Annotated in this window: 1 protein-coding gene; it reads left to right on the forward strand. The window is 65.9% G+C overall.

What is annotated here, in order from left to right:
• The coding region (locus A5695_RS08330; protein ID WP_156749520.1) for a condensation domain-containing protein at positions 1-1500 on the forward strand (1500 nt) is incomplete at both ends.

Genomic DNA, 1500 nt, shown 5'->3' on the forward strand with positions numbered 1-1500 from the left:
ACCAACTCCAACAGCAATACAACACCGCCGACATCCTGCCGCTCACCGCACTCCAAGAAGGACTACTCTTCCACGCCACCACGCACGACACCGACGACGACGTCTACGCGCTCCAGCTGCAGATCTCGGTGACCGGCCCGCTGAACCCCAATCGGCTGCGCGATGCCGTCCGCACCGTCATCGAGCGCCACCCCCACCTCGCCGCCCGATTCACCCAGCGCTTCGACCAGCCTGTGCAAATCATTCCGGCTGTGCCGGAAATACCTTGGCAATCGGTCGCTTTCGGGGCAGACGCTGAAGATCAAATCGCGCGTTTATGCGCCGGCGAACGCGCTGCGGTCTGCAAACTCAATGACGAGCCGGTCTTCCGGGTGGCCTTGATCCGCACCGCCCACGAGCGGCACCGCATCGTGCTGACCAATCACCACATCCTGCTCGACGGGTGGTCGCTACCCATCCTGCTGCACGAGATCTTCGCTGCCTACCAGGGCCGGCAACTGCCGGTGGCGACACCCTACCGCCGATTCGTCACCTGGCTCGCCGATCGCGACCTCGACGCCGCCCGCGACGCCTGGGGCCAGGCACTCGCCGGCTTTGACGCCCCCAGCCTGGTCACACCCTCAGGCCGGTTGGCATTGGGACCGCGGGCCGTTGAGGCGGAGCGAGTGCCCGCCACCATCACCCAGTCTGTCAGCGAGCTGGCGCGTGCGAATCACACCACGGTCAACACCGTGCTACAGGCGGCGTGGGCACAGCTGCTGATGGGCTTGACCGGCCAGCACGACGTGGTCTTCGGTACCGCGGTCTCCGGCAGGCCGGTCGAGATACCCGGCGCCGACTCCATGGTGGGCCTGCTGATCAACACCGTGCCGGTGCGCGCCCACATCAGCACAACCACCACCACCGCCGACCTGCTCCACCAGCTGCACGACGCCCACAACCACACCCTGGACCATCAACACCTGGCGCTCAACGAGATTCACCGCATCACCGGCCACGACCAACTTTTCGACACCCTGTTCGTCTATGAGAACTACCCCGTCGACACCGCCGCGCTGGCTGGCACCGACGGGCTCGCCATCAGCGAGTTCACCAGCCGCGAATCCAATCACTACCCACTGACCGTCCAGGCCACACCGGGGTCCGAACTGGCCGTACGCGTCGAATACGACACCGACGTGTTCGACACCAAAATCGTTCGAGCACTGATCAAACGGTTCCAGCGGACGCTGGAAGTCATGACTGCTGACCCGGGGGCGCGGGTGTCCTCGATTGATGTGCTCGATGCCGACGAGCTGACCCGCTTGGACGAGGTGGGTCATCGGGGGGTGTTGGCCGAGTCGGTGGTGGGGGTGTCGCTGCCGGAGTTGTTCGCGCGCGAGGTGTCGCGGGCGCCGGGGGCGGTGGCGGTGTGTTGTGGGGGGCGGTCGTGGACGTATCGGGAGGTGGATGAGGCGTCGAATCGGTTGGCGCACGCGCTGGTCGAGTGTGGGGCCGCAC

It is taken from the genome of Mycobacterium sp. E1747 (genome assembly GCF_001667775.1).
Classification (GTDB): Bacteria; Actinomycetota; Actinomycetes; order Mycobacteriales; family Mycobacteriaceae; genus Mycobacterium.